Raw genomic sequence first — 19966 nt, forward strand, 5'->3', positions numbered from 1 at the left:
GCCATGGTCGAGAACCGCACCAGCCTGGTCGATCCGAAGCTGCTGGAGCTGCTGGTCTGCCCACTGACGCAGAACACGCTGAAATTCGATCGCGAGCACAATGAACTGATCTCGGAAAAGGCACGGCTTGCCTATCCGATCCGGGACGGGATCCCGATCATGCTGGTGTCGGAAGCCCGCAAGCTGGAAGACTGAACGCCCGCCGACGCGGCCATGGCGCCGTACGCCCCGCTGTCGCTGGCCATGGCCTTGGCCATGACCCTGGCCATGACCCTGCGTGCGGGCGGGAGGAGGCCAGTCCTTCAGATGAACTGGCCGGATAGCAGCCTTGGCCCCTCGCCGGCAGATGTACCGGCCGCCTCGCGGATGAAATAACCCTTGAGGCTCGGCAGGCGATCGACGATCCCGAGGCCGAGATCGCGCAAGACCCTGATCGGCGTGATGTCGTTGGAAAACAGCCGGTTAAGCACGTCGGTGGTGACGCCCATGCGGAACGTGTCGAACCGCCGCCAGGTCTGATAGCGCTCGAGCACATGGAGCGAACCGATGTCGAGCCCGAGCCGGTCGGCATCGACGACGGTTTCCGCCAATGCCGCAACATCCTTGAAGCCGAGATTGAGACCCTGGCCCGAGATCGGATGAATGCCATGCGCCGCATCGCCCGCCAGCGCCAGCCGCGGCGTGACGAAGGCACGCGCCAGTGTCAGCCCGAGCGGGAAGGCGCGGCGATCTTCTGTCGCGCGGATCTGGCCGAGCTTGTGGCCGAAACGCCGCTCCAGTTCGGCCTCGAAGACGAGTTCGTCCGAGGCGACCAGACGATCGGCATCGGCCGTGCGCTCGGTCCAGACCAGCGACGAACGATTGCCCTTGAGCGGCAGGATGGCAAACGGCCCGGCCGGCAGGAAATGCTCTTCGGCCACGCCCTCGTGCGGGCGCTCGTGCTCGACCGTGGTGACGATACCGGACTGGTTGTAGTTCCAGGTAACGGTCTTGATCCCGGCCAGATCGCGCAGCTTTGAGCGCACGCCGTCGCAGGCGACCACGAGCCGGGCGGCGACAACCGTGCCATCAGAGAGCGTCAGTTCGGCGGACGGACCGGTATCACGAAATCCGGTGGCCCGCAGACCGTGGCGGATCGCAATGCCGGCAGCAGCGCAGGCATCGCGCAGTGCAGCCACCATGCTGACATTCGGGATCATGTGGGCAAAGGGACGACCGTCCTCGATCGCGCCGTCAAAGGTGAGAAACACCGGGCGTACCGGATCGGATGTCTTCGAATCGGTGACGATCATTCGGTTGATCGGCTGGGCATCCGGCTGGATTCGGTCCCAGAGACCGAAAACATCGAGCATCTTCGTCGCTGCGGCAATGATGGCAGAGGCGCGAGGATCCTTCTTCCAGGCATCCTCCGGGGCTGCCTCGATCACTTCGACATTCAGGTGGGACGCGGCCTGCTTGATCGCAACCGCAACCGAAAGACCGACATAGCCGCCGCCAACAACCAGCACATCCAGCATGGCGAAATCCTTTGCTCTTGTAGACATTCTGGCTCCTATATAGATCAGCCTTGAACGGGTGCCTATAAGCGGAGCCATGCATTATGTCGCAGCCACATGAACAGACGAAACCGATGCAGGATCTGATCGAGCGTCTCGATCTGGAAAAGCTCGAGGAAAACCTGTTTCGCGGCAACAGCCCGCAGAATGGCTGGCAACGCGTCTTCGGCGGGCTGGTGATTGCCCAGGCGCTGATGGCCGCGCAACGCTGCGTCGACACCGATCGCCTGGTGCATTCGCTGCATGCCTATTTCATGCGGCCCGGCGATCCTTCGGTGCCGATCGTCTATCAGGTCGAGCGCATTCGCGATGGCGCGAGCTTCACCACACGCCGCGTCGTGGCCATCCAGCATGGCAAGGCCATCTTCTCCATGTCTGCCTCCTTCCAGCTCGCAGAACCGGGCTTCGACCATCAGGTCGCCATTCCCGACGTGCCGCGGCCGGAACAGCTGATGGGCGAGACGGAATTCCGCGAAGCCTTCCTCGCCAAGGCGCCGGACATGGTGAAGAAATACTGGGGCCGCGAGCGGCCGATCGAGATCCGCCCCGTGTCGCTGGTCCACTACCTGTCGAAGGAGAAGCTCGATCCGCAGGCGCATATCTGGGTCCGTGCCGCAGGCATCGTTCCCGAAGATGGCCACTACCGGGCAGCGATCCTTGCCTATCTGTCCGACATGACCCTGCTCGACACCTCGCTTTATGCCCATGGCACGTCGATCTTCGATCCCGAGCTGCAGGTGGCAAGCCTAGATCATGCGATGTGGTTCCACCGACCCTGCGCACTCGACGACTGGCTGCTCTATACCCAGGACAGCCCGAGCGCTGCCGGCGCCAGGGGCATGACCCGCGGCAGCATTTTTACCCGTGATGGCCGCCTCATTGCTTCGGTCGCCCAGGAGGGTTTGATCCGCAAAAGAGCAAATGATTAAAACGCCGGCAATTTTGTTTTTTTGCCTATTTTTTGTGCGCACATCGCCCGTTCATTTGCCTGTTTATTAGAACGACTCTTTATAATCTTTACATTTCAATAACTTATTCGTCGTCTCCCAAACTGGCACATAGTTTGAATGGCAGTGTCTGGTCGCTAGGCAAATTGATCTAGCCTGCGTCAAGGAGAGTCGGCTCCGCGCCGAGGACAAGCAAAGGATGGGAAACCAGATGAAGATTGTGATGGCTATCATAAAGCCGTTCAAGCTGGACGAGGTGCGCGAAGCCCTCACCGCTGTGGGCATCCAGGGCCTGACCGTGACCGAGGTCAAGGGATACGGACGCCAAAAGGGACATACTGAAATCTACCGCGGCACGGAATATGCCGTCAGCTTTCTGCCGAAACTGAAGATCGAGATCGCAGTTTCCTCCGAGCTTGCGGACAAGGCTGTTGAAGCCATCGCATCGTCGGCCAAGACAGGTCAGATCGGCGACGGCAAGATCTTTGTCTATCCGATTGATCAGGCCGTGCGTATCCGCACTGGCGAAACCAATACCGAAGCTCTGTAAGAACGGCCGCTAGGGGAGTTTTTTCTGATGTCATTTGCCAAGTCGAAATCCACATTGCTGCGCATTGGCGCCGCGTCGGCAGCACTGCTGGCGCCGGTCATCGCCTTCGCGCAGGAAGCAGCACCTGCTGTTGCCGAAGCGGCCGCTGCCGCGCCGGTTCCGAACAAGGGTGACACCACCTTCATGTTCGTCTGCACCATCCTCGTCCTCTTCATGTTGATCCCGGGCCTTGCCCTGTTCTACGGCGGCCTCGTGCGCGCCAAGAACATGCTCTCCGTTCTCATGCAGTGCACCGTTATCGGCTCTGCGATCATGATCGCATGGGTTCTCTACGGCTACTCCTTCGCCTTCGGCGGATCGACCAACCCGTATTTCGGCGGTTTCGCCAAGCTCTTCCTGGCCGGTGTCACGCCGGACAGCACGGCGGCAACTTTCTCTGACGCCGTCATTCCGGAATACATCTTCATCGTCTTCCAGATGACGTTTGCCGCCATCACCCCGGCCCTGATCGTCGGCGCCTTTGCCGAACGCATCAAGTTCTCGGCATCGGTTCTCTTCTGCCTGCTCTGGGTCACCTTCGTCTACTTCCCGATCGCCCACATGGTCTGGGACGCAAACGGCCTGATCTTCGGCTGGGGCGCACTTGACTTCGCCGGCGGTACCGTCGTGCACATCAACGCCGGCGTTGCCGGTCTGGTTGGCGCGATCATGGTCGGCAAGCGCACCGGCTACGGCAAGGACATGATGGCTCCGCACTCCATGACCCTCACCCTGGTTGGTGCGGCCATGCTCTGGTTCGGCTGGTTCGGCTTCAACGCCGGCTCGAACCTTGAAGCCACCGGCGGCGCCATGCTCGCCACGATCAACACCTTCGTTGCAACGGCAGCCGCTGTTGTGTCCTGGTCGATCGTCGAAACCTTCACCCGCGGCAAGGCATCCATGCTCGGCGCGGCTTCCGGCATGATCGCCGGTCTCGTCGTCATCACCCCGGCCGCCGGCATTGCCGGTCCGATGGGTGCGATCGTCATGGGCCTGATCGTCTCCCCGCTGTGCTACTTCTTCGTCTCCGTGATCAAGAACAAGTTCGGCTACGACGACACCGCTGACGTCTTCGGCGTCCACGGCATCGGCGGCCTGTTCGGCGCGCTGGCAACCGGCATCTTCGCCTCGTCGGCGCTGGGTGGCATTGGTTACGCCGAAGGCGTGACCATGGGTGCGCAGTTCTTCACCCAGGTGAAGGCCGTTCTCGTCACCGTCGTATGGTGCGGCGTCGGCTCGGCGATCCTGTTCAAGATCACCGACGTCATCGTTGGCCTGCGCGTTCCGGTCGAAGCCGAACGCGAAGGTCTCGACCTCGCCTCGCACGGCGAAGCTGCCTACCACAACTAAGACACGGATCGCGCTCCGGCGCGGCCAATTCGCAAGCCTGAAAGACGCCCGGACCGCAAGGACCGGGCGTCTTTTTATGCGCAAATCGCATCTTCTGTACCCCTGCGGAGCGGATCGGATTGCCATGGTTAATGCCGCATTAACCCTCGGGCCTGTAGGATATCGCAAAGCCATGCCGGTCCCCAACCGGTCAAAGGCGTAGCAGTGACCTCACGCGGACGGACAGGCATTCAGATGAACAGAGGAAATTCGGCAGCACTTCCCGAACACTCGGCTCGTTTCGTGCTGACCGCTTTCGTATTGCGCCAGATCTACTCGCTGGCCGGTTTTGGCCTCTTCCTGCTGCTGGTGCTCGCGGTTGCGTCGCTGGCCACCTGGAATGTCGCCGATCCGAGCCTGTCCTATGCCACCGACAACCAGCCGACCAATATCCTCGGGCTTTCGGGTGCAGTCTTTGCCGATCTGATGATGCAGTTCTTCGGCCTCGCCAGCCTGCTGGCCCTGCTGCCGGTGCTTGCCTGGTCCTTCGCCCTGATCGGTGCACGCAGACTGACCCGCGTACCCGGCCGCCTTGCCGCCTGGCTGGTCGGCGCGCTGGTTGCCGCCGCCACAGTCGGCTGTTTCCCGCCGCCGCTGACATGGCCGCTGCCGAGCGGCACCGGCGGCGTGCTGGGCGATCTGATCCTGCGCTTCCCGGCCCTGTTCATCGGGGCCTATCCGACCGGCACCTTTGCCATGGTTATGGGCTCCATCCTCGCCGTGCCGACCGCATGGCTTCTGCTGTTTGCCGCCGGCATTGTCGGCCGCAGCGAACCGGAAATTCCGGCACCCCAGATCAAGGCCCCGGCAGACAAGAGCCGCAGCATGGCGCAAGCCATCGAGGCCGATGACGATGATGAGCCGGAAGGGCCAATCGCCCTGGCGCTCGGCGCGATTGCCCACAACTGGTACACGACCCGCGCCCGCATGCGCCGGCTGTTCGGCCTGAAGCCGGCCGAGCGCAGCCGCCGCGACTTCGACCAGCCCTACGACTTCAACGATGACGAATTCGGCACGCTGAATGAGCCGAGCCGTCCGAAGGCACCCGCCTTGCATGCCCGCCAGGAGCCTGTGCTCGAGGGTGCTCCGCGACCAGCCACCCGCTCGATCGTTTCGCCACCACCGATGGCCAGCGGCCATTTCGACGATGACGACGGCGCATTCGACATGGACGACATGCCGCGCCCGGCCGGTATCCTGCCGGACGACGAGGACGACTGGAATGCGCCGCCGGCAGCACCCTCGCGCAATATCGGCGCCGGCCGCAGCTCGCCGCGCGTCTCAGCCCCTGCCAGCCGCCCCAAGCCCGGCGCCCGCGTCGAGCGAGATGCGCAGGGTTCGCTGCTGCGCCCCGACGGCTTCCAGCTTCCCTCCGTGCATCTTCTCGCGGAACCCCGCGCGGTTGCCCGCGACGCGACGCTGTCGGCCGAAGCGCTGGAACACAACGCCCGCCTGCTCGAAGGAGTGCTCGACGATTTCGGCGTCAAGGGCGAGATCATCCATGTCCGTCCCGGCCCGGTCGTGACGCTCTACGAACTGGAGCCGGCACCGGGCATCAAGTCGTCCCGCGTCATCGGTCTTGCCGACGACATCGCCCGCTCGATGAGCGCGATCGCCGCCCGCGTCGCCGTCGTCCCCGGCCGCAACGCCATCGGCATCGAATTGCCCAACCAGACACGCGAGACCGTCTACCTGCGCGAGCTGATCGGCTCGAAGGATTTCGACGGCAACAAGGCCAAGCTCGCCATGGCACTCGGCAAGACTATCGGCGGCGAACCTGTCATCGCCGACCTTGCCAAGATGCCGCATCTGCTGGTCGCCGGCACCACCGGCTCCGGCAAGTCTGTCGCCATCAACACGATGATCCTGTCGCTGCTCTACCGGCTGTCGCCGGAAAAGTGCCGCCTGATCATGATCGATCCGAAAATGCTCGAACTCTCGGTCTATGACGGCATTCCCCATCTGCTGTCGCCGGTCGTGACCGACCCGAAAAAGGCCGTCGTTGCGCTGAAATGGACCGTCCGCGAGATGGAAGAGCGCTACAAGAAGATGTCGAAGATCGGCGTGCGCAATATCGACGGCTTCAACAGCCGCGTCGAGCAGGCGCTGGAAAAGGGCGAGGTGCTGACCCGCACCGTGCAGACCGGCTTCGACCGCCAGACCGGCGAGGCGATCTACGAGACCGAAGAATTCGACCTGCAGCCGATCCCCTATATCGTCGTGATCATCGACGAAATGGCCGACCTGATGATGGTCGCCGGCAAGGACATCGAAGGCGCCGTGCAGCGTCTGGCGCAGATGGCGCGTGCAGCCGGCATCCACGTGATCATGGCGACCCAGCGCCCGTCCGTCGACGTCATCACCGGCACGATCAAGGCCAACTTCCCGACCCGCATCTCCTTCCAGGTGACGTCCAAGATCGACAGCCGCACCATTCTCGGCGAGCAGGGCGCCGAACAGCTGCTCGGCATGGGTGACATGCTCTACATGGCCGGTGGCGGCCGCATCCAGCGTGTGCACGGGCCGTTTGTCTCCGACAACGAGGTCGAGGAAATCGTCGCCTACCTGAAGACGCAAGGCTCTCCGCAATATCTCGAAGCCATCACGGTCGATGATGACGACGGCGAAGAGGGCGGCGGACCGGCCGGCACCTCCAACCTGTCGGAATCCGACGATCCCTATGACCAGGCGGTTGCGATCGTGCTGCGCGACGGCAAGGCATCCACCTCCTATGTCCAGCGCCGCCTCGGCATCGGCTACAACCGCGCCGCCTCGCTGATCGAGCGCATGGAGAAGGAGGGCATCATCGGACCGGCCAATCATGCCGGCAAACGCGAGATCCTCGTCCCCACGGAATCCGACATCGAAAGGTGATGGAACAAGCGCGGCTGGGACGAGTTGCCGCACAGGACGCGCAGGCTTGCGTCATGAAGCCGCCGCCTTTTTCGGCAAGACATGCAAGCATATGAAGGAGTACCGGATGAGTGAAGATAATGCAGAACGCGAGGCCTTCATGCCTGCGTTGACCTCCCGTCGCCAGTTCGTCCTGGGCGCTGCGGCTTTCATGGCCTATGCCGCTCTGCCGCCAATGCCTGCATTTGCCGCGACCGATGCCGCCCAGAAGATCGCCGACCATTTCTCCAGCGTGAAGAACATGATGGGCGAATTTGTCCAGTTCGGTCCGCGCGGCGAACAGACCGGCGGCAAGTTTTTCATCCAGCGCCCGGGCAAGCTGCGCTTCAACTACGAGAAGCCCTCGCCGATGCGCGTGATCGCCGACGGTAAGAATGTCGTGATCGGCAATACCAAGCTGAAGACCTGGGATCTCTATCCGCTGTCGAAGACGCCGCTCAGCCTGCTTTTGGCCGAACGCATCGACCTCGGCAACAAGATGGTCCGCGACGTCAAGGAAGAGGCCGACCTGACCACGATCGTGCTGGGCGACAAGACCCTGCTCGGCGATTCGACGATCACCCTGATGTTCGACCCGAAGACCTTCGAACTGCGCCAGTGGACCATCACCGATCTGCAGAAGAAGGACACGTCGGTGATGATCTTCAACGTCCAGACCGGCGTCGACTTCGACCAGAGCGTCTTTGAAATTCCCTATGCGGACGTTCACAACCAGCAGCGCTGATCGGCAAGCCTCAACTGTGGAGAAAGGCGGCGGACAGACATGTCCGGCCGCCTTTTCCTGTTCATGACGGATGAAACTTTCTAAGAACGGGAGACATCTGGGGAACAACCGCCATGACGCTTTCGATCACCACCTGGAACATCAATTCGGTGCGCCTGCGCCTGCCGATCGTCGAGGATTTCCTCAGGCAGGCGAGCCCGGACATTCTCTGCCTGCAGGAGATCAAGTGCCAGAACGACCAGTTCCCCACTGAGCAGATCGCGGCACTCGGCTACAAGAACATCGTCCTGCATGGCCAGAAGGGCTATCACGGCGTCGCCATCTGCTCGCGCCTGCCGCTGACCGAAGACCATCGCCAGGACTATTGCGGCGTCGGCGACAGCCGCCACATCTCGGCGGTGTTCGAATGGGCTGGCCGCCGCATTCGCCTGCACAATTTCTACGTGCCCGCCGGCGGTGACGAACCCAATCGCGAAATCAACCCGAAATTCGGCCACAAGCTCGATTTCATCACGGAAATGAAGGCATTGGCGGCCGATGGCGAACCGGGCACGGCATCGGTTCTGGTCGGCGACCTCAACATCGCGCCGCTCGAGCACGACGTCTGGTCGCACAAGCAGATGCTGAAGATCGTCAGCCATACCCCGGTCGAGACCGAGGGTCTGCTGGACATCATGCGGCGGGGCAACTGGGTCGACCTGATGCGCCAGAATGTGCCCGACAGCGAGAAGCTCTACACCTGGTGGAGCTACCGCGCCAAGGACTGGGCCGCCGCCAACAAGGGCCGGCGCCTCGACCACATCTGGTCATCGGCCGATCTGGCGCCGTTGCTCAAGCGTGTCGACATCCTGAAGGAAGCGCGCGGCTGGAATCAGCCGTCCGACCATGTCCCGGTCACAGCAACGTTCGATATCTGATAGCAGGCTATGTTTATTCGAAACGGACGGCCATGGCGGCCGTTCCTTCGACCAGCGCACTGATCGACTGCTTGATGCGCGCCTCGACATGCCGCGCCATCGCCGGATATTCTTCCAATAGCCTGTGAAACATCGCCCGGGTGATGCGGATGACATCGACGTCTTCCGCCGCGACTGCGGTGAACTTCCGCTCGACCATGGTCACCAGCGCAAGCTCGGACAGCATGACGCCCTTGCCGACCGTGGTCTCGAGCCGGGACTTGCCGCCGCGGCCGATGACATGCAGTTCCAGCGCGCCGCTGACCACCACATAGGCACATTCGGCCGGGGACTTTTCACGAAACAGCGCCTGCCCTGCCGCGACCTGCCGATGTTCGGCGCCAAAGGCGATCAGGCGCAGCTGGTCCGTATCCAGGCCGGAAAAGAGCGGGACTGCCGAAAGCAGATCGATATCGTCGCTCAGTGCCATCGTGGTCTCCCGTCGCAAGACGCCAAGCCACTGCCATTCTTGGCAGTGGTGCTCAAGCCTTAGCGCAAAAGCTTGCATGAGACGACCCATCCGGTGACGTCATCCCCGGCTGCGTCTGAAATGCGGCCGGAACTGAGATCAGCAAAGGATGGACATCAGGGAATGATCTTGTAGCCACCATTCTCGGTGACCAGGATCTCGGCATTCGACGGATCCCGCTCGATCTTCTGGCGCAGGCGGTAGACATGGGTTTCCAGCGTATGGGTGGTGACGCCGGAATTGTAGCCCCAGACCTCTTCGAGCAGCACGTCACGCGTGACCACCTTCTGGCCGGCGCGATAGAGATAGCGGATGATCGCCGATTCCTTTTCGGTCAGCCGGATCTTCTTGCCGTCGTCGGTGGTCAGCAGTTTCTGGCTCGGCTTGAACAGATAGGGGCCGACGCCGAAGGTCGCGTCTTCGCTCTGCTCGAACTGGCGGAGCTGGGCGCGGATGCGGGCGAGCAGCACGGCAAAACGGAACGGCTTGGTGACATAGTCGTTGGCGCCAGCTTCCAGGCCGAGGATCGTATCGGAATCGGTATCGTGGCCGGTCAGCATGATCACCGGCGACTTGAAGCCACCCTTGCGCAGCAGCTTGACCGCCTCGCGCCCATCCATATCCGGCAACCCGACATCCATGATCAGCAGGTCGACCTGGCTGGTCTTTGCCGTCTGCATGGCGCGCGTGGCATTGCTTTCCTGCAGAAGCTGGAACTCTTCATAGTGCGAGAGCTGTTCGACCAGGATCTGCCTCAGATCCTCGTCGTCATCCACGAGCAGAATGGTCCGCGCCGTCATTCTTGATCCTTCCAGATTGGGTCGTATTTTCGAAGGCTTATGCTCTTATCTTCAGTCATTTATGGCTTTGCCGAAACATATGAAGTGCTATGAATACAACATTCTTCACGAACAAGGCAAAATCTCGTGAATGCCAGAGCCGACAAGCCGAAAATGCCGGAAAAGACGCTGCGCCGGCTGCTGGTGCGTCGGGCGCCGACCGGCAAGAGCCAGGCGATCCTCCAGGCGGGACCCTTGCGCCTGCGCGCCGCCATCGGCCGCTCGGAAACCACCAGCCGCAAGCGCGAAGGCGACGGCGCAACCCCGATCGCGACGATGAAACTCGTCTCCGGCTATCTGCGCGGCGACCGGGTACGTGAAACGAAGACCGCGCTGCCCATGCAGCGGGCGTTGACCACCATGCTCTGGTGCGACGCACCCGATCATGCCAGCTACAATCGTCCGGTCAAGGCGCCGTTCCGGCCGAGCCACGAACGACTGATGCGCGACGACGAGCTTTACGACCTCTGTATCGTTCTCGACTGGAACCTGTCTTGCCGAAAGCGCGGCTGCGGCTCGGCCATCTTCTTTCATATCGCCCGTCCCGGCTATCAGCCGACGGAAGGCTGCGTCGCACTCCACCCGCGCGACATGCGCCGCCTTTTGCCTTACCTCACGGCCAGAACCCGCCTTCAGGTTCTCTGACAGCACGATCAGCCAAATTGCACCGCACTGCCCTTTCATTGGCCGGCAGCCTCCCTAAGTAGGGAATTGGAAACAGAGGCATGCCCCTTGTCACGGCCCAATTCCGACTGCTGGATAAACTGTGCCAGCACGAACCATTTCTGAAGACCTCCGCCGTCTTCAATCGCCCGATACTTCATGGAGATTTCACCGATGACAGAACAAACCCATATTACCCTGAACGATGGCAACAGCATTCCCCAGGTTGGCCTTGGCGTCTGGCAGACCCCGAATGACGAGGCCGCTCCCGCGGTCAAGGCAGCACTCGAGGCCGGCTATCGCCATGTCGATACGGCGGCGGTCTATGAAAACGAGGAAGGCGTCGGCAAGGGCACAAAGCAGTCGGGCGTGGCCCGCAGCGATATCTTCCTGACCACCAAGCTGTGGAACGTCGACCAGGGCTATGAGCAGACCCTCAAGGCTTTCGATGCCAGCCTGAAGCGTCTCGGCACCGACTATGTCGACCTCTATCTCATCCACTGGCCATCGGCCCATCGCGGCCTGTTCGTCGATACATGGAAGGCATTTGCCAAGCTCAGGGAAGAAGGACGGGCAAAATCGATCGGCGTCTCGAACTTCTATCCCGAACATCTGGAAAAGATCATCGGAGAAACCGGCGTCGTGCCTGTCATCAACCAGATCGAACTGCATCCAGACTTCCAGCAGAAAACGACGCGCGCCTTTCACGAGACGCACAAGATCGCCACGCAGTCCTGGAGCCCGCTTGGTCAGGGCAAGCTACTGTCCAACCCGGTCATCGGCAAGATTGCCGAGCGGCTTGGCCGCGCACCGGCACAGGTGATCATCCGCTGGCATATCGACAATGGCCTCGTGGTCATTCCGAAGTCCGTCACGCCATCGCGGATCGTCGAAAACTTCAAGGTCTTCGATTTCAAGCTTTCGAGTGACGACCTGGCAGAACTCAACGCACTGGACGATGCAGGTGCCCGTATCGGCCCGGATCCGAAGGCCGCAACCTTTTGATTCACGTGTAACATTTTGTTAACCACGACAAGGAAGGCGGCCCGAGGGCCGCCTTTTTCGTCTCGATGATGATTAGAGACTGACACAGATCGCGCCGGCGGCCACGGTGAGGCAGGCGGCCACCCGCTTGACCGTCAGGGGTTCACCGAGAAACGCTGCCCCGATCAGGACCGCGAAGACGACACTGGTTTCCCGCACCGCGGTCACCAGACCGGCCGGAGCAAACGAATAGGCGACCACAACAAGGCCATAGGCCATCATCGCGACAACGCCGCCGGCAAACGCCTTCCAGGTGACACTGGCACGAAAATCGATCAGCAACCCACGGCGCAACACGCCATAGGTGACGCAGATCATCACGCCAAACAGGAACAGTACCCACATCGCATAGGCAACCGGCTGCTCGACGAGCTTCACGCCCTTCGAATCCACCGTTGAATAGCAGGCGATGATAAAGCCGGTGGCAAGCGCAAACAGCAACGAGGAAGTCGCTGCCCGCGTCTTGCCGAGCGACAGGCTCATGATCCCGGCGGCAACCAGTGCAACGCCAAGCGTTTGGTAAGGTCCGAGCAGTTCACCGAAGAACAGGAAGCCGCCCAGCGTCACCAGCAGCGGCACGGAGCCGCGCACGATCGGGTAGACCTGACCCAGCTCGCCGTGACGGTAAGCCGCCACGAGAAACAGGCTGTAGCCGACCTGCAGGCTGGCCGAGAGCACGATATAGGGCCAGGCCGCAAGGTCCGGCAGCGGAAAATGGAACAGGAACGGCAGCGCTATGACGCTGCCGGCGAGGCTCATCACGGTGATCGACCAGAGACGATCGTTTCCGGTGCGCAAAAAAGCGTTCCAGCTGGCATGAAGAACGGCGGCAACCAGCGCCAGACCGATGGCAATCACGCTCATGCGCGCACCGCGCAGGCGCTGACGGTGGAGAGTTTCGGATTGAGCATGAAAAAGGCCATCAAGGAGGGGCTGCATGACAGTTTTGTGACGGCGCGACGATAGCGCCTTTGCCCGCCATTGCAATCATCCGTCGCCATCGCCCCAAAAAAGAAGCCGCCCGCAGGACTGCGGACGGCTCTCGACATCATGGTTTGGGCTGGCGGCTTACTTCCAGTCGCGGATATCGACGAAGTGTCCGGCAACGGCAGCGGCCGCGGCCATGGCCGGCGAAACCAGATGCGTGCGGCCCTTGAAGCCCTGGCGGCCTTCGAAATTGCGGTTCGAGGTCGAGGCACAGCGCTCGCCCGGCTTCAGCCGGTCGTCGTTCATCGCCAGACACATCGAGCAGCCCGGCTCGCGCCAGTCGAAGCCGGCAGCCTTGAAGATCGTGTCGAGGCCTTCGGCTTCCGCCTGTTCCTTGACGAGACCTGAACCCGGAACGATCATCGCCGACACGGTCGAGGCAACGGTACGGCCTTCGACCACCTTGGCGACTTCGCGCAGGTCTTCGATGCGGCCATTGGTGCAGGAGCCGATGAAGACGCGATCGACGGCGATGTCGGTGATCTTCGTGCCCGGCTTCAGGCCCATATAGTCAAGCGCGCGCCACTTCGAGGTGCGCTTGTTTTCGTCCTGGATTTCATCCGGGTTCGGTACGGCGCCCTGGACCGAGATCACGTCTTCCGGCGATGAACCCCAGGACACGATCGGCGGCAGGCTGGCGGCATCCAGAACGACGACGCGGTCGTAATGGGCGCCTTCATCCGTGTGCAGGGTCTTCCAGTATTCGATCGCCTGTTCCAGCTGCTCGCCCTTCGGCGCGCGCGGCTTGCCCTTGATATATTCGAAGGTCTTTTCGTCCGGCGCGATCAGGCCGGCACGGGCGCCGCCTTCGATCGTCATGTTGCAGACGGTCATGCGGCCTTCCATCGACAGCGCACGAATGGCTTCGCCGGCAAATTCGATGACATGGCCGGTGCCGCCGGCAGTGCCGATCTCGCCGATGATTGCAAGGATGATGTCCTTGGCGGTGACATGCTCCGGCAGGACGCCATCGACACGCACCAGCATGTTCTTGGCCTTCTTCTGGATCAGCGTCTGGGTGGCCAGCACATGCTCGACCTCGGACGTGCCGATACCATGCGCCAGCGCGCCGAAGGCGCCATGCGTCGAGGTATGGCTGTCGCCGCAGACGATGGTCATGCCCGGCAGGGTGAAACCCTGTTCCGGGCCGACGATGTGCACGATGCCCTGGCGCTTGTCGCTGGCCGAATAATATTCGACGCCGAATTCGGCGGCATTGGTGGCCAGCGCCTCGACCTGGATCCGGCTTTCCTCGTTCTTGATGCCGAGATGGCGATCCGGCGAAGTCGGAACGTTGTGGTCAACGACAGCGAGCGTCTTTTCCGGGGCACGGACCTTGCGGCCGGCCATGCGCAGGCCTTCGAAGGCCTGCGGGCTCGTCACTTCGTGAACGAGGTGACGATCGATGTAGAGAAGACAGGTTCCGTCGTCCTGCTGATCGACCATGTGGTCGTCCCAGATCTTGTCGTAAAGGGTACGCGGTGCGCTCATGGCTTTGTATCCGTGTGAAGATGATAATTGGTAATCGGGCGTGGGCCACCATAGGCGACCAGGCGAAGCGGCGTCTTAGATCAGACGGCTGCTGAGCGCCCCGGAGACACGCGCGAAGAAGCGTGCCGGCAGACGCTTGTGGTCTTGCAGCACGAAAATGTCTGGCGCGAGGCATCCGAATTTCGATCCCATGGGCGCTTCTTTAGCAGTTTTTCGCGACGTCGGCAATGCGCCAGTGTCGGCCAGCCTTGATCCCGCAAAGATTGGGCCCGCGGGAAGAGGACCGGGGGAGGAGACCGGGACTGGCCGACCTAATTTCCAACTGTCATAAAGTATTCGCGCAAACATGCGTTGATCTGCTGTTCGAACACCGGAAGGAGCCTTTATGTCCGCGCCCACGCATGACGACGTCAACCGCATCAAGAACGAGATCATCGACAGCTTCGACGAGGAACTGGAACTGGAGATGGAGGAGGAACGGCTGGACGAACTCGTCGCCGAGGGACTGTCCGAGCCGACGATCGACCGGAAGGTCTATTTCCGCGAACTGTTCAAGCTGCAGCACGAACTTGTGCGACTGCAGGACTGGGTGCATTACAAGAAGCTGAAGGTCGTATTATTGTTCGAGGGTCGCGATTCCGCCGGCAAGGGTGGTGCGATCAAGCGGGTGACCCAGCGCCTCAATCCGCGCGTCTGCCGCGTCGTGGCGCTTCCGGCACCGACGGAGCGCGAACGCAGCCAGTGGTATTTCCAGCGCTACGTCAATCATCTGCCGACGGCCGGCGAAATGGTCATGTTCGACCGCTCCTGGTACAACCGCGCCGGTGTCGAACGTGTCATGGGCTTCTGCAGCCAGGACGAACTGGAAGAGTTTTTCCGCTCGGTGCCGGAATTCGAGCGTATGCTGGCGCGTTCCGGCATCATCCTGTTGAAATACTGGTTCTCTATCACCGACGAGGAGCAGGAGTTCCGCTTCCGCATGCGCATCAACGATCCGCTGAAGCAGTGGAAGCTGTCGCCGATGGACCTGCAGAGCCGCATCCACTGGGAGGAATATACCAAGGCCAAGGAAGAGATGCTGGAGCGCACCCATATCCCCGAAGCGCCGTGGTGGGTCGTCCAGGCGGTCGACAAGAAGAAGGCGCGGCTGAACATGATCACCCATCTGCTCGGCCAGATCCCTTATGAAAGCGTGCCGAAGGAAGAGGTCGTGCTGCCGGACCGGGTGCGCAAGAGCGACTATCTGCGCCATCCCGTGCCACAGGAAATGTATGTGCCGGAGGTCTACTGAGTCTGGAGTGGCCGGAAGCTGGAGGTCTGAACCTTGTACTTCCGGCCAGCGACTCAGGCGCGCTCGGCCCGCGAGCGCATGCGCTTCTCGAACCCGCGCAGCATCAGCGACAATCCGATCGTCAGCACCAGATAGACATAGGCGACGATCGAATAGGTCTCGAAGAAGCGGAACGAGCCAGACGCATAGACCTTGCCCATCTGGGTAATGTCGGCGACGCCGAGCACCGAGACCAAGGACGAATCCTTGACCATGGCGACGAAATCGTTCGACAGCGGCGGGAAGATCACCCGGATCGCCTGCGGAAAGACGACGAGGCGGAACCGCTGGCCACGGCTGAGACCGAGCGCCTTGGCCGCTTCGATCTGGCCCTTGTCGATCGACTGGATGCCGGCCCGGAAGATCTCGGCGATGAAGGCCGAGTAACCGATCATCAGTGCGATGATCGCCCGCCACATCAAGGAGACGTCGCGCACCACCATCGGCTCCAGGTAGCCGGCAGACGTCAGTGGCGAGACGATGAGGTTGTAGAGCGCGACAAAACCCGGCGCACCGACGAAGGCGACGTAAAACAGCAGGACGAGGATCGGCACGCCGCGCACCACCTCGACATAGAAGCGGGCGATCTGGCGCAGCACCACGCTGTCGGCCATGCCCAAAAGCGCGATCATCAACCCGAGCGTGGTTGCCAGCAGGAAACCCGTCAGCGTGACGAAGACCGTGACCCAGACGCCCTGGGCCACCGTGTTGAACACCTGGGTGTAGAGATCGCTGAACAAGATGACGAGGCCGACCATGACGGCCAGCACGACAAAGGCGACCAACCACCAGGGTCGGTCGCCCTTCTGATTGCCTTGCGGCAGGGTCTGAAAGCTCATCAGCCGGCGATCCTGTCGCGGTTCGAAAGAAGCAGGCTCATTCGCCCATCTTGTAGTCGAGGAACCACTTCTTGTTCAGCGCATCAAACGTGCCGTCGGCCTTCAGCGCCGCGATCGCGGCATTGATCGGCTGAACCAGATCGGAACCCTTCGGGTAGATGAAGCCGAAGTCCTCGGCACCGAGCGCGCCGCCGACGACCTTCAGGCCACCCTGGGACGCATCGACATAGCCCTTGGCCGCGACGCTGTCGGTCAGGACCAGATCGACGTCGCCGGCCTTCAGGGCCTGGACGGTGGCGCCGAAGGTCTCGAACAGCTTGATGCGCGGGTTCTGCTCGTTGCCGTCGAGGATTTCATAGACGGCCGTGTAGAACGGCGACGTGCCCGGCTGCGCGCCGACCAGACCATCGGTCAGGGCAGCAAAGCTCTTGGCATCGGTAAAGCGCGCTTCGTCTCCGCGCACCAGCATGAACTGCTCGGAGCGCATGTAGGGATCGGAGAAATCGACCTTTTCCTTGCGGTCGTCCTTGATGGTGATGCCGGTCATGCCGAGATTGTACTGGTCGTCGGACACCGCCTGGATCATCGCGTCCCAGGAGGTATTCTGGTATTCGACCTTGAAGTTCAGCCGCTTGGCGATCTCGTTCATCGCGTCATATTCCCAACCGATCGCCTGGCCGGACTTCGGATCGACGAACTGCAGCGGCGGATAGGCGTTTTCGGTAACCACGACGACCGTCTTGCCGCCGAGATCCGGCAGATCGGCAGCCGAAGCTGCGAGCGGTGCGAGCACGAGGGCGGACAGACCGGCAAGAACAGCGCGGCGAAACAGCATGGAACTCTCCTGAATTGTGGCAGCGCAGAGTGTCACAGTTTGTTTGGCCAACGCAAGTGCCGGCTGGCGGTCGCAAGCGGCGCCTTTCGCTCCCATCTTCAATGCCTGGTATCCGGGCTGGCGGTCGATTGAAGCGACCGCCGGCCCGGTGTCCTCAGCTGATCGCCCGCTTCAGCGGCTTTATCTGGCGCACGAGCAGCAGGTCGAGCAGCAGCACGCCGACAAGCACGGCGCCGGACAGCGGAAACAGCAGCGACACGGCGACCATCACGATCGCACCGGTCTTCCACAGCGGGCCAGGTTCGCTGACCACCGGCGCAACGAGACGGGCGGCACCCTTCGGGCGGCGCTTCCACCACATGACGATGCCGCTGACCGACAGGAAGATGATCGAGAGACAGAAGACCGTCACCAGAGCCAGGTTCCACAGACCCATATCGCCCTCATGAAAGGCGATGCCGACCGCCATCGCCTTGCCGGCTGCGCCATAGTCGGCAAAGCCGACATCGGCGAGGATCTTGCCTGTATACTGATCGATATGCACGGTCCGATCCGACAGCGGATTGGCGCTGTCATTGCTCATCGTGTCGCGCGAGAGCGTCCAGACACCGGTCGCATCACCCGGAAACGCAAGCTGGAAGCGCTGGTCGAAGCCGAGCGACCGGGCAAGCGTGACGATGGCATCGATATCCACCGGCTGGCCATCCGGCGTGCCCGTGACACCAGCTGCCGAGCCGGACACCGGCATCGGCGTCTGCTCCAGCGTCCACGGCACATTCTTGACGCCGCCATGGTTCATGCTGGCATGCGTTTCGTCGGACAGCGGCACATTATCCCATTTCTCGGCCGGAAACGTGCTCCAGGCTTGGGTCATTTTTTCACCCCAGATACCGGCCCAGGTCAGGCCCGAAAGCAGGAAGACAAGCAGGATCGCCGCAACATAGAAGCCGACCGTCAGATGCAGGGACTTCCACAGCGCCCGCCCCTTCGCGGCAAAATTCGGCACCAGGACGCTGGCAAAACCCTGACCGTCGCGCGGCCACCACAAATAAAGGCCGGTGACGATCAGCACCACGCCGAAGCCGGCGGCGATCTCGATCAGCCGATCGCCCAGGGTGCCGAGCATAAGCGTGCCGTGGATCGTGTTGGCCAGGTCATAGAGGCCATTGTGCCGCTCCCAGGTGCCCAGCACCTCGGCCGTATAAGGATCGACCGCAACCATGCTGGAAGCATCGCCCTGATTGATGCGGAAGACTGCAGAACCATCGGCCGTTCGCGGCGCGATGTACTGGACAATCTGGCCGTCCGGCGCGGTCATGAAGGCCGCTTCGGCCTGCCGGGATACGGAAACGGTTTCGGCCTGTGGCGTGACGCGGTAGTATTTTTCGCCGTCGCGCCCGATGAAGACGGCAGACCACAGCATCACGAGGCCCGTGACCGCCAGCATCAACAGGAACGGAGCAACATAAAGACCGGCATAGAAATGCCAGCGCCAGGCAGTGAAATAAAAGCGGCGCGAGGCGTTTCGGGGCACCTCGGCGGCGGGGGCAAGACCTTGAACAGTCGACATAAGATCCTCTCTAGATCAATGAAAGCGGGATAGGGGCGTTACCGGAAGCCACCTGCGTCAATTGCGCGGGCTCAAGCAGGGTCACGAGGTCGGACGTCTGGAATTCGATCAGGCCGGCACGCTTCAGCCGGGTAAAGCATCGGCTGACCGTCTCGATCGTCAGACCGAGCCAATCAGCCAGATCGCCCCGGGTCGGATACAGATGGAAGGTGACGGCACCGCGCTTGCGCTGGCGGGCAGGACGACCGAATTGCCCGGCAAGATCGAGAATGGCACAGGCGACCCGTTCCGGCGCCGTCTTGCGGCCCAGCAGCATGGCAAGCGCCTGCGAACGCGCCAGCATCTCGTGCAGCGCCATCTCCACGGCCTGCGGGCCGGCAGTATCGCCACACGGCTGCAGCCGGGTCCATCCGAGGGTCTCGGCGGAGCAGTGATTGCGATCGCCGAGGCCAAGTCCGAACAGACGCCCGGGACCGACGATATCGGTGATCTGGCGCCGGCCGTCGGACAGGGCTTGCGATGTCGCGACGCATCCCTCGACCACCCGGTAATGCGGCGAGCGGGCGAAGCCTTCGAGAAAAATCGTGGTGCGCGGCGGCAGGAGTGCTGCACCCTGGCGGTCGATGCGATGTGCCTCCTGATGGGAGGTCGCCTGATGAGAGGCGGGCGGCGGCGGCATCGCCGCCTGCGGGCGCAGGGGCATGGTGGGGTCAAGCATGGGGCGGATCCGGACTTCGGCCGGACATGCTTGACGGCATGTTCAACGGCCAGATTTGACGATATCCGGACGCAGACGGCAGCGCCGCCGACGTACCGGGCTCAGAT

Annotated in this window: 19 protein-coding genes; 10 read left to right on the top strand and 9 right to left on the bottom strand. The window is 62.0% G+C overall.

The window, feature by feature from the left end:
- Positions 1-3 precede the first annotated feature (3 nt).
- A complete protein-coding gene (locus GVK95_RS18045) occupies positions 4-195 on the top strand; it encodes a Trm112 family protein (protein ID WP_007601528.1) in 192 nt (63 codons plus the stop codon).
- Between the two features lie 107 nt (positions 196-302).
- On the opposite strand, the gene GVK95_RS18050 is transcribed toward GVK95_RS18045, so the two are convergent.
- Positions 303-1544, bottom strand: coding sequence for a ubiquinone biosynthesis hydroxylase (locus GVK95_RS18050; RefSeq protein WP_159952089.1), 1242 nt, complete (start codon positions 1542-1544; stop codon positions 303-305).
- A gap of 56 nt (positions 1545-1600) precedes the next feature.
- On the opposite strand from GVK95_RS18050, the gene tesB reads away from it, so the two are divergent.
- The 6 genes from tesB (at position 1601) to GVK95_RS18080 (ending at position 9035) form a co-directional block, all read left to right on the top strand.
- Positions 1601-2485 carry an acyl-CoA thioesterase II gene (gene tesB / locus GVK95_RS18055; RefSeq protein ID WP_159952090.1) on the top strand — a complete coding sequence of 295 codons (885 nt, stop codon included), beginning with the start codon at positions 1601-1603 and terminating at the stop codon, positions 2483-2485.
- A gap of 217 nt (positions 2486-2702) precedes the next feature.
- Positions 2703-3053 carry a P-II family nitrogen regulator gene (locus GVK95_RS18060; protein ID WP_007601534.1) on the top strand — a complete coding sequence of 117 codons (351 nt, stop codon included), beginning with the start codon at positions 2703-2705 and terminating at the stop codon, positions 3051-3053.
- 27 nt (positions 3054-3080) lie between these two features.
- Positions 3081-4442 (top strand): ammonium transporter, encoded by a 1362-nt coding sequence (locus tag GVK95_RS18065; protein WP_200844315.1) that lies wholly within the window; start codon positions 3081-3083, stop codon positions 4440-4442.
- A gap of 234 nt (positions 4443-4676) precedes the next feature.
- The gene (locus tag GVK95_RS18070) at positions 4677-7355 is read left to right on the top strand and encodes a DNA translocase FtsK (protein ID WP_159952091.1); all 2679 of its coding nucleotides are present in this window, start codon (positions 4677-4679) and stop codon (positions 7353-7355) included.
- A 106-nt stretch (positions 7356-7461) separates the two neighbouring features.
- Positions 7462-8118: an outer membrane lipoprotein carrier protein LolA gene (locus GVK95_RS18075; protein WP_159952092.1), complete on the top strand. Its 657-nt coding sequence runs from the start codon at positions 7462-7464 to the stop codon at positions 8116-8118.
- Positions 8119-8231: 113 nt separating this feature from the next.
- Positions 8232-9035 carry an exodeoxyribonuclease III gene (locus GVK95_RS18080; protein ID WP_159952093.1) on the top strand — a complete coding sequence of 268 codons (804 nt, stop codon included), beginning with the start codon at positions 8232-8234 and terminating at the stop codon, positions 9033-9035.
- 13 nt (positions 9036-9048) lie between these two features.
- Here the strand turns inward: GVK95_RS18080 and GVK95_RS18085 are convergent, their stop codons facing one another.
- Together GVK95_RS18085 and GVK95_RS18090 are read right to left on the bottom strand one after the other, a co-directional pair.
- Positions 9049-9504 carry a cyclic nucleotide-binding domain-containing protein gene (locus GVK95_RS18085; protein WP_159952094.1) on the bottom strand — a complete coding sequence of 152 codons (456 nt, stop codon included), beginning with the start codon at positions 9502-9504 and terminating at the stop codon, positions 9049-9051.
- Between the two features lie 155 nt (positions 9505-9659).
- The gene (locus GVK95_RS18090; RefSeq protein WP_159952095.1) at positions 9660-10343 is read right to left on the bottom strand and encodes a response regulator transcription factor; all 684 of its coding nucleotides are present in this window, start codon (positions 10341-10343) and stop codon (positions 9660-9662) included.
- A 153-nt stretch (positions 10344-10496) separates the two neighbouring features.
- On the opposite strand from GVK95_RS18090, the gene GVK95_RS18095 reads away from it, so the two are divergent.
- Positions 10497-11027 (top strand): L,D-transpeptidase family protein, encoded by a 531-nt coding sequence (locus GVK95_RS18095; RefSeq protein ID WP_200844320.1) that lies wholly within the window; start codon positions 10497-10499, stop codon positions 11025-11027.
- Between the two features lie 192 nt (positions 11028-11219).
- Positions 11220-12050, top strand: a complete 831-nt coding sequence (locus GVK95_RS18100; RefSeq protein WP_159952096.1) for an aldo/keto reductase — start codon at positions 11220-11222, stop codon at positions 12048-12050.
- Positions 12051-12122: 72 nt separating this feature from the next.
- On the opposite strand, the gene GVK95_RS18105 is transcribed toward GVK95_RS18100, so the two are convergent.
- Together GVK95_RS18105 and leuC are read right to left on the bottom strand one after the other, a co-directional pair.
- Positions 12123-12953, bottom strand: a complete 831-nt coding sequence (locus tag GVK95_RS18105) for a DMT family transporter (RefSeq protein WP_159952097.1) — start codon at positions 12951-12953, stop codon at positions 12123-12125.
- Positions 12954-13157: 204 nt separating this feature from the next.
- Positions 13158-14567 carry a 3-isopropylmalate dehydratase large subunit gene (gene leuC, locus GVK95_RS18110; RefSeq protein ID WP_159952098.1) on the bottom strand — a complete coding sequence of 470 codons (1410 nt, stop codon included), beginning with the start codon at positions 14565-14567 and terminating at the stop codon, positions 13158-13160.
- A gap of 385 nt (positions 14568-14952) precedes the next feature.
- On the opposite strand from leuC, the gene ppk2 reads away from it, so the two are divergent.
- Positions 14953-15858: a polyphosphate kinase 2 gene (gene ppk2 / locus GVK95_RS18120; protein WP_159952100.1), complete on the top strand. Its 906-nt coding sequence runs from the start codon at positions 14953-14955 to the stop codon at positions 15856-15858.
- 53 nt (positions 15859-15911) lie between these two features.
- On the opposite strand, the gene GVK95_RS18125 is transcribed toward ppk2, so the two are convergent.
- The 4 genes from GVK95_RS18125 to GVK95_RS18140 form a co-directional block, all read right to left on the bottom strand.
- Positions 15912-16736 carry an amino acid ABC transporter permease gene (locus GVK95_RS18125; protein WP_159952101.1) on the bottom strand — a complete coding sequence of 275 codons (825 nt, stop codon included), beginning with the start codon at positions 16734-16736 and terminating at the stop codon, positions 15912-15914.
- A gap of 37 nt (positions 16737-16773) precedes the next feature.
- Positions 16774-17571 (bottom strand): transporter substrate-binding domain-containing protein, encoded by a 798-nt coding sequence (locus GVK95_RS18130; protein WP_159952102.1) that lies wholly within the window; start codon positions 17569-17571, stop codon positions 16774-16776.
- 154 nt (positions 17572-17725) lie between these two features.
- Positions 17726-19141: a PepSY domain-containing protein gene (locus GVK95_RS18135; RefSeq protein WP_159952103.1), complete on the bottom strand. Its 1416-nt coding sequence runs from the start codon at positions 19139-19141 to the stop codon at positions 17726-17728.
- Between the two features lie 10 nt (positions 19142-19151).
- On the bottom strand, positions 19152-19859 hold the full coding sequence (locus GVK95_RS18140) for a helix-turn-helix domain-containing protein (RefSeq protein WP_159952104.1): 708 nt from the start codon (positions 19857-19859) through the stop codon (positions 19152-19154).
- Between the last annotated feature and the right edge of the window lie 107 nt (positions 19860-19966).

Source organism: Rhizobium sp. 18065 (assembly GCF_902706095.1).
Lineage (GTDB): Bacteria > Pseudomonadota > Alphaproteobacteria > Rhizobiales > Rhizobiaceae > Allorhizobium.

Excerpts from the sequence above, each read along its gene's own strand:
- GVK95_RS18135 (WP_159952103.1), bottom strand. The coding sequence starts at position 19,141 with ATGTCGACTGTTCAAGGTCTTGCCCCCGCCGCCGAGGTGCCCCGAAAC.
- ppk2 (WP_159952100.1), top strand. The coding sequence starts at position 14,953 with ATGTCCGCGCCCACGCATGACGACGTCAACCGCATCAAGAACGAGATC.
- GVK95_RS18130 (WP_159952102.1), bottom strand. The coding sequence starts at position 17,571 with ATGCTGTTTCGCCGCGCTGTTCTTGCCGGTCTGTCCGCCCTCGTGCTC.
- GVK95_RS18105 (WP_159952097.1), bottom strand. The coding sequence starts at position 12,953 with ATGAGCGTGATTGCCATCGGTCTGGCGCTGGTTGCCGCCGTTCTTCAT.
- GVK95_RS18140 (WP_159952104.1), bottom strand. The coding sequence starts at position 19,859 with ATGCTTGACCCCACCATGCCCCTGCGCCCGCAGGCGGCGATGCCGCCG.
- tesB (WP_159952090.1), top strand. The coding sequence starts at position 1,601 with ATGTCGCAGCCACATGAACAGACGAAACCGATGCAGGATCTGATCGAG.
- GVK95_RS18080 (WP_159952093.1), top strand. The coding sequence starts at position 8,232 with ATGACGCTTTCGATCACCACCTGGAACATCAATTCGGTGCGCCTGCGC.
- GVK95_RS18070 (WP_159952091.1), top strand. The coding sequence starts at position 4,677 with ATGAACAGAGGAAATTCGGCAGCACTTCCCGAACACTCGGCTCGTTTC.
- GVK95_RS18075 (WP_159952092.1), top strand. The coding sequence starts at position 7,462 with ATGAGTGAAGATAATGCAGAACGCGAGGCCTTCATGCCTGCGTTGACC.
- GVK95_RS18095 (WP_200844320.1), top strand. The coding sequence starts at position 10,497 with ATGCCGGAAAAGACGCTGCGCCGGCTGCTGGTGCGTCGGGCGCCGACC.
- GVK95_RS18050 (WP_159952089.1), bottom strand. The coding sequence starts at position 1,544 with ATGTCTACAAGAGCAAAGGATTTCGCCATGCTGGATGTGCTGGTTGTT.
- leuC (WP_159952098.1), bottom strand. The coding sequence starts at position 14,567 with ATGAGCGCACCGCGTACCCTTTACGACAAGATCTGGGACGACCACATG.
- GVK95_RS18065 (WP_200844315.1), top strand. The coding sequence starts at position 3,081 with ATGTCATTTGCCAAGTCGAAATCCACATTGCTGCGCATTGGCGCCGCG.
- GVK95_RS18100 (WP_159952096.1), top strand. The coding sequence starts at position 11,220 with ATGACAGAACAAACCCATATTACCCTGAACGATGGCAACAGCATTCCC.
- GVK95_RS18090 (WP_159952095.1), bottom strand. The coding sequence starts at position 10,343 with ATGACGGCGCGGACCATTCTGCTCGTGGATGACGACGAGGATCTGAGG.
- GVK95_RS18085 (WP_159952094.1), bottom strand. The coding sequence starts at position 9,504 with ATGGCACTGAGCGACGATATCGATCTGCTTTCGGCAGTCCCGCTCTTT.
- GVK95_RS18045 (WP_007601528.1), top strand. The coding sequence starts at position 4 with ATGGTCGAGAACCGCACCAGCCTGGTCGATCCGAAGCTGCTGGAGCTG.
- GVK95_RS18125 (WP_159952101.1), bottom strand. The coding sequence starts at position 16,736 with ATGAGCTTTCAGACCCTGCCGCAAGGCAATCAGAAGGGCGACCGACCC.
- GVK95_RS18060 (WP_007601534.1), top strand. The coding sequence starts at position 2,703 with ATGGGAAACCAGATGAAGATTGTGATGGCTATCATAAAGCCGTTCAAG.